The 5,244-nt window shown below is 57.8% G+C and carries 4 protein-coding genes and 1 pseudogene; all 5 read right to left on the bottom strand.

From position 1 onward, the window contains the following. Positions 1–468 precede the first annotated feature (468 nt). On the bottom strand, positions 469–1,218 hold the full coding sequence (locus ABSG20_RS29255) for a YfdX family protein (protein WP_423867942.1): 750 nt from the start codon (positions 1,216–1,218) through the stop codon (positions 469–471). A 163-nt stretch (positions 1,219–1,381) separates the two neighbouring features. After that, positions 1,382–3,544 carry an amylo-alpha-1,6-glucosidase gene (locus ABSG20_RS29250; RefSeq protein WP_423867941.1) on the bottom strand — a complete coding sequence of 721 codons (2,163 nt, stop codon included), beginning with the start codon at positions 3,542–3,544 and terminating at the stop codon, positions 1,382–1,384. Positions 3,545–3,963: 419 nt separating this feature from the next. Next, positions 3,964–4,491, bottom strand: a complete 528-nt coding sequence (locus ABSG20_RS29245) for a polyphosphate kinase 2 family protein (RefSeq protein WP_423867940.1) — start codon at positions 4,489–4,491, stop codon at positions 3,964–3,966. Between the two features lie 152 nt (positions 4,492–4,643). Continuing rightward, positions 4,644–4,778: a hypothetical protein gene (locus ABSG20_RS29240; protein ID WP_423867939.1), complete on the bottom strand. Its 135-nt coding sequence runs from the start codon at positions 4,776–4,778 to the stop codon at positions 4,644–4,646. Then, a pseudogene (locus tag ABSG20_RS29235) lies at positions 4,775–5,244 on the bottom strand (hypothetical protein); the annotation flags it as partial. The pseudogene ABSG20_RS29235 and the gene ABSG20_RS29240, both read right to left, overlap by 4 nt.

The raw sequence follows: 5,244 nt of genomic DNA, 5'->3' as shown, positions 1-5,244 counted from the left end.
GAACTTGACCGTCCCGTATGCCGGTTAAAGCTGCTATCGAAGTGCCAGCCCTAATTCGGAGCGACCGTCACAAATGGTTGCGCGCAATCGACGAACGGCGTCTAAGGCGTCCAACCTGCAGCCTATTTGTAACCGTCAAGCTGCGTCGAGACTCGGAAACTACTTAGTGCGGATGGCCTTATTTGCGGGTCATGCCAATTGTTTGCGAAACCAACGAATGCAACTGCCCAGGCGCAAATCGCATCGGGGCGTTTTCCTGACCTGTGCATCGAGGTCATGCATATATATCGGGGTCTCAGCGCACCTGGCGACGCGCCGATTTGCGTCGCCAGGTGATCGGCCCTGAAGGCGGATTGTCGAACGCTTTCGGCGACACCTAAACCTAAAGGGCCACGCGCCGACCCGGCATGGATCGGCGCGATAGTCAGCGTCATGCCTGCATTGATCCGACACAGGCGCAGCTTGGTTCTATTTTTTCGACGGTGCGGCGATGATGTTAGAGACATCAAAGCGTTCGCCATCCTGGGCCTGGCGCAGGAGCTGGCTCGCCTCATAGTATTTGCCATCATTGATCAAGCCGGCCGCCTGATGCACATCATTGATCGTTTGTTCCAGGGGAACAACAGCCAACGTGATATCGATATCCAGGTCGGCCAGTTTCAGCTTTTCCATAGCCTCATTGCGGTCGCCGCTTTTGAGGCTTTTGTTGGCCTCGGCGACGGCCGCGGCCTTCGTGGAATTGCCGGTATAGTCTTCATTGATTGAAATCGCTCCATCGACCGGGAGCCATGCGATCGGCTTATCGATCTGAGCCATGGACTTGTCAGCCACCGGTTTATTGACCGCCGGCGGCGCTGCACCAACGGTCTGGTCGGTGGGTGTGGTCTTGACCTTGGGTTGTTTAAGATCGGCTTCGGCTTTCGTGAACACCGTTTCATCGGTCTTCGCCTTGCCGAAAGCCGCTTCCGCTCGCTGGATATACTTCTTGGCGTCGTCGATACGCCCATCGAAGATTGCGAGGCGTGTGAGCGTCAGATCCTGAAACGCGTTTGAGCCATCCGCGGAAAGTTTGCCGAAATCCTTGTTGGCAGACGTTTTCTCAAGCTTTGGCGTTTGTTGACCCGGCGTTGGCTCGCTGGCGGCCCTTGCCAGGCTGGCTGTTAGAAGGGTTGTAGCTGTCAAGGCCAAGATCAGGGCCTTTCTGTTATTAATCAGCATTGTTAGCTCCTTGGGTGAGTCTGTGCACGCCAGAGCCTAACGATAGGAAGGCCGATGATGACAGGATCGGAATATACTCAGAGACTGCGGGAAAGCATCGGGCAGAAGAAATGCCTCATCGCATTCGACAAAACGACAGGCCGATTCACGGTCTTCCCATGCCCTAACCAGGCCTCTGGCTCATGGTAGACACGGCCCGAGCCTCCACGGCGTCTCGATTTCCCCTTAGCACCTTGAAGACGGTCTGCTTGCCGTCCCGCCAGAAGCGGATATCAAAGACTCGCCGTCCCAGCCTCAAGTCAGTCAGTGTCACATCCGGCAGCCAGTCGGGCAGGGCGGGGTCGACGTATAACTTGCCCCGCGGCGCGTCCTGGTCGATTCCGAGCATCGCCTGCAGTAGCATGAACGGCGATGCCGCGGCCCAGGCCTGCGGCACGTTGGCACCGAGATACTGCACCGGGAAACTCGTAGGCTCGCGTTGCAAGCCGGCATACAGCTCCGGCAACTGGTTCAGCAGGAAATGGCTGGCGGCGCCGCTGATATCGCGCGCCACCGCGGCCGCCTCCGCCGCAAAGCCGTAGCGCCGCATGCCCAGTGCAATCAACGAGTTGTCATGCGGCCAAACCGCTCCGGTCTGGTAGTTGTATGGATTGAATGAAGGATGATCCGCCGACAGCGTACGAATGCCCCAGCCGCTCCACATGTCCTTTTGCATCAGCCGCTTCACCACGATGGCCGCGCGTTCCGGCGCGATGATGCCGGACCACAGGCATTGGCCGACATTGGAGGCCACCGATAGCACCTTTCTCTTATCGCCATCCAATGCGAAGGCATAAAAACCCGAGGTTTCATCCCAGAATACTTCGTTGAACCGCTTAAACAGTATTGCCGCCTTCTTTCGCAGCCTGTTGGCGCGTCGCTTGTTGCCGAGTTCATCGTAGATCTCTGCCATGCGCAGCCACGCGTCGTAGACATATCCTTGCAATTCACATAGTGCCTTGGGCCCGTGCACCAACGTGCCGTCGGGATACATCACGGCGTCGCCGGAATCCTTCCACGCCATGTTCTCGTAGCCGGCGGTCGAGCGCGTCTGGTATTCCTGGAAGCCGTCGCCGTCGCGGTCGCCGTATTCGTCGATCCAGGTCAGACAAGCCTCGGCATTCGGTAGATGCCGTTCGATCAGTGTGTGGTCACCGGTCGCGCGCCACGCCGCATGCAGCGCCACCAGATAAAGCGGTGTCGCGTCAGCGGTGCCGTAATAAGGTGTGTGCGGGATCAACTTGAAATGCGCCAACTCGCCATAGCGGAGTTCGTGCAGGATTTTTCCGGGCTCGGCGTCGCGGTAATCGTCGCGCGCTTTCGCCTGATATTGGCCGAGTATCTCCAGAGCACCGGCGGCAAATTCTGGATAGACGATCATCGTCTGTAACGAAACGATCAGGGTATCGCGGCCAAACAGCGCCACGAACCACGGCAATCCTGCGGCCGGGACGAACACCATGTGATCCGTACCCTGCAACGGAAGCCGCAAGGCCGCCATGTCCTCCACGCCTTTATTATAGCATCGATAGAATTCCTCGTTGCTGGTTTTGATTTTCAGAACGGTTCGCTGCCACTCGTCCATGTTGCGCGAATGTCCCAGCGTCGCGATGGAATGGGCGCATTCCTTCGACGCCCGGAAGTGTTTCGAGCCGTCCACAAGGTCATACATCAGGCAGCGATGCCAGGTTTGTCCGGGCTTGAGCGCAATGTCGAAGCTCAGCCGACCGTTGGCGTTGACGGTCGGCTTGCCATTTCCCTCGCTGGTGCGGACGATTACTTCACGGCAAAAATCCTTGTTGCGGTAGGTAATCCGAAGTATTTCCCGCTTGGCCAACCACGAGGTAATAATACGGCCACGCCGCACGATGCTTTCCCCCTTTACCTCGAAGATGTCGGCGAAATCGGCGCGGATCGCGATCTCCAGGTTGAAACGAACCGGCGTCTGGCTGTTGTTGCTGATCTCGATGTCTTCGTGCAATCCGCTATCGATATGACGGCCGATCACCAAGCCCAGCGTACGCGCCGCGATCGTTCCGTCTTCGGTCGCGAATGCGCGGTTGGTCAGGAAGATGCGCGCCGCGTGGGGGGCAACGGCGCCGCCGTTCAGCAGATCCCAAAATTCGCCGTTCGCATAGATCGCCCAGGCGCTGATTACTCTGGTATCGCGAAAATAGAGCCCGCGGTTGCTGGGCCAGCGGATCTGTCCGTCCGGCTCGGTGACCAGCACGGTCTGTGCCTGGTGGATGGCAATCTGGTCCGGGCCGACCTGAACCCTGAAAGCCATGCGCATATCCCTTCCGATGCCTGTGGGTTCCCGACGCAGCAAGACGGCGCGTTTGATGTTGCAAGGTCATCGGGGCCGGCGTTACAGCCTGTGAGCGTCTGGTTGATCGCTGACTGCCAATGCGCCGCTCAAGCAGACTCCGAAGATCCGATCAATCCAACCTTAGCATTCAATTCCACCTCAGCGCTATGTCTGCTCGCCGCCGCAGTTTCGGAAACCTACGCAGGCGCGGGAACGAATCGCGTCAGTGCGAATTATTCGAGATTAATGCGGCGGCGGAGCCCGGTCTGAGTAATTTCCGAACCTGCGATAGCGGTCTCCGAAATTGTAACCTAAATCGGAAAATTGGCGCCACTCGTTTGGTCGTCTTGTGGGACAATTTATGTCTGTCCGAGACTCCGTTACCGCCTTCATCGGGCTCAGCCGCGCCTCGCCAATCGATGGCGATCACGCCGGTCTGAAGATCGCTCCGGGTTCCCTGGAGATGAAAGGCGCATGCGAAGACTTTGGACCGGCGACACTCTGGTCCGACAGGTTGGCTGAACGCAGCTGGACCTAGTGCTTGCCGATATCGCGGTTGCAGAGCTTCGCAGCAGACATGGAGAAGCAAGTTCCCACAATGCCTCAAGTTCAAAGCCCGTGAATTCCTTCGCAATGCGGGTGCCATTGCCATGGAGATGTCTTTCCGGGTCCACGATCGAACGGTACCGGTCATGCCAGACTGCCTTCTCGGCGAGTAAGGCGTCCGGGAGTCCCTCGCTGCGCAGGATCTCGGGGTGGACGCGTGCGATCAGAACCTCTTCGTAATAGGATCGGTTGAAGATACCGATCGGGCCGCGTTCCGGAAGATCGCGGGTCGTGCGCCACAGAAAATCGTGTAGCAATTCGGTCGCGCTGGGATGCTTGAAACTGAACACCTGACATCCCCGCGGATTAATGACGGACATTACATGCCTGATAGCACCGTCCTTTCCCGCCGCATCCATTGCCTGGAAAATCAGCAGAATTGCGTATCAGTTCGATGCGTAGTGAAGCTGCTGTTGCGCGTTTAGCTGTGCAATGTGTTGCTCCAGCATTGTTTTATATTGATACTTGGACTTTATAGCGGGTCGACGTTTGTCGTCCATTTCTTGAGATCGACCTTATCGCCGTCGGCGATGCGAAAATCGTTCGAATGTATTTTCATCGCCTTTCCTTCCAGCGGTCCGGCCGCTGCCATCGTCTGTTGGCTCATTTTGCGGTCTGCGGCGCGGAATCTGACGGTATTTTAGCTTTGGACTCGGGCTTGGGTTGGGCTTTGGCCGCAGGCTGTGGCTTCGCCGAAGCCTTTGGCTCCGCGTTGGCTTCCCTCTTGGGATCGGCTTTGACCTGAGGCTTGGCATCGGCTTCGGGTTCTGGCTTCGGTTCGGCTTTGGCGTGGGGCTTGGATTTGCTGGAATCGAGAAACCGATAGGCGAGCAGTTTCACCGGGTCGGTCACGAGGAACCAAACCAAAGCGTAGCCCCAAACCAACGCCACCCAACCCCACCAGAGTGGGGCCACAAGAAATCCGAAGACGCAGATCAACGTTGCCGCGATCTGGGTTCCGAATACCGCCAGTAGGAGAATCGGCGCCGGGGGTATGGACCACCACGGGCCGCGCGTTCGCGTCTGGAAGATCGTGAGGTGTCCAGCGACGGACAGCATAAGGTACATCATGG

It is taken from the genome of Bradyrhizobium sp. (assembly GCF_049512235.1).
GTDB lineage: Bacteria > Pseudomonadota > Alphaproteobacteria > Rhizobiales > Xanthobacteraceae > Bradyrhizobium.
The sequence above is the reverse complement of the archived record's forward strand: the minus strand, read 5'-3'. Positions and strand labels throughout refer to the sequence as shown.